The sequence below is a fragment of the Micromonospora sp. LOL_023 genome (genome assembly GCF_048060115.1).
Lineage (GTDB): Bacteria > Actinomycetota > Actinomycetes > Mycobacteriales > Micromonosporaceae > Micromonospora_E.
The window spans coordinates 1-1,715 of record NZ_JBHMIM010000150.1 but is presented as its reverse complement, the minus strand read 5'-3'; the positions used below and the strand labels follow the sequence as shown (position 1 = coordinate 1,715).

Sequence of the window (1,715 nt, the reverse complement as noted above, 5' to 3'; positions counted from 1 at the left end):
GACCGACGAATCAAGATCAACAAGCCGTCAGGCATCCATGATCAACACTTAATGCAAGACCGAGGCTAGTGCCTCGTCATTGCAGCCTTGAACGGGTAATCCGGGTGGCGGACCTTGGAGCCGGCGGCATCGGTCACCAGCGCGCCCTGTCAGCCGGCAGTGGCCGCCCGCCGGGCGGGTACCCTGGCGCGCTCGGTCGTGCCGGTCGATGCCGGTTCGGTGACGGTGGACAGACTGGACCATGCCGTCCGGCAGTGGTGGAGCGCGACTATCTGAAGCTTCGGAGCTCCCTGGCTCTGCCGCACGACAGTGCAAAGCGTTAGCCCCGGTCAGGGCTCGGTTCCAGCGGGCCGTAAGGGACGGGTTCACCTGTTCCTTCCGGCCGACGCCGCCGAGGTCCCGGCAAGCGCCTTCAACAGCGACACCGGACGACAGCTGCGGGTACGGGAACCCGGGCCGCTCCCGCCGCGACCGCCCTCCGCACCACGTACGCCACCCTCCTCGCCGGTACACCGACTGGACCGCCAGACTGAGCGCAATCGCCAAGGAGCCACAAATACCCACGATCTACGTATCCGTAAGATTACTTCCCTCGGGACGCAAGGTCGCCAAGCTCTGACACCAAACGCCCTAAAGCCGCAACATAGGAACGGTATTCGCTAGCCAACCCAGCATCCTCCTCAACCGACGGATCGATCTCCTCTAGCGAGAGAATCGATTCCGTCACTTTACCAACAAGGCTATCGAGATCCGGCACATCACATGCGAGAATTTGACCGGCACTGACCTGGAATGCATACCCAGCAACGTGCGCATCAAGCGCGAGTAGGCGCGAATTCCAGTCTCGCAACTCCTGCGATTTTGGATATGCCGGATAAGGAATTGCACGAAACTGAGCGTAGGCATCACGGAAAGCGAGCACGTCAGTCATGCCAGGTCACAATTTTCCCATCGTTGGTATAGATTCCTTCTCCTCCTCGAAACCCGCCCCTGATCTTCCATCCTACGCTTCCATCCCCCAGTTCCCAAGGAACACGATCCGCAGTTGGAGTCTTATCCCACAACGCCCTAGCCTCGGCAGTGTACTCGACCAAGGTTCGTCCTTTACCATGCTTATTGAGATGATATATGGCTGATTCGTCAGCGCTGCCAAATGTGGCCGGAGACCAGTCATCTATCGGGTTCCCACGACTTCCCGCGCCACGAATACTGTCCGGACAGTTGTGTACGAGCACCGGGGTGTTGCCGGCGAGCACATAGTACGTGTGGATGTCGACGACGGTGAGGTTGTGGACCCGTGTCGTGTCGGTGCGGTGTTCGACTGCGGTGATCTGGGTCCGGGTGCCGGCGGAGGTTTGGAGCCACTGGCCAGCTTGGAGGTTGGCAGCGTCGATCCAGTCTGATAGTTCTGGTACCCAGAAGGGGTGCTGGTCGGTGGCTGTGACCACCGCATGGTTGTTGGTGTCGGTGGCGATGGTCACGTCGACAAGGCTTTTGTCGCCGTCACCGATGATGGTCGCTTCGACGCGTTTGGCGGCAGTCTCACCGGTTTCTGGTTGGGTGGCGAGGACCGCGTCGCCGATTCTGATCTGTTCGATGGGTTTGGTAGCGCCGTTGGCGAGGAGGACGGGGGTGCCCGGGATGCAATGCCACTTAACGTAAGTGGATCATGGGTGTGGGCTGGGGTTTCGCGGGTGGCGGCGTCACGCGGCGAG

General features: G+C 60.6%; 2 protein-coding genes. Both read right to left on the bottom strand.

Translation table 11 applies throughout. The features are described from left to right. Positions 1 to 583: 583 nt before the first annotated feature. A complete protein-coding gene (locus tag ACFHVL_RS31175) occupies positions 584 to 931 on the bottom strand; it encodes a hypothetical protein (RefSeq protein ID WP_416632202.1) in 348 nt (115 codons plus the stop codon). Then, the gene (locus ACFHVL_RS31170; RefSeq protein WP_416632204.1) at positions 924 to 1,583 is read right to left on the bottom strand and encodes a polymorphic toxin-type HINT domain-containing protein; all 660 of its coding nucleotides are present in this window, start codon (positions 1,581 to 1,583) and stop codon (positions 924 to 926) included. Before ACFHVL_RS31170 ends, ACFHVL_RS31175 begins: the two co-directional genes overlap by 8 nt. Positions 1,584 to 1,715 lie beyond the last annotated feature (132 nt).

Excerpts from the sequence above, each read along its gene's own strand:
- ACFHVL_RS31175 (WP_416632202.1), bottom strand. The coding sequence starts at position 931 with ATGACTGACGTGCTCGCTTTCCGTGATGCCTACGCTCAGTTTCGTGCA.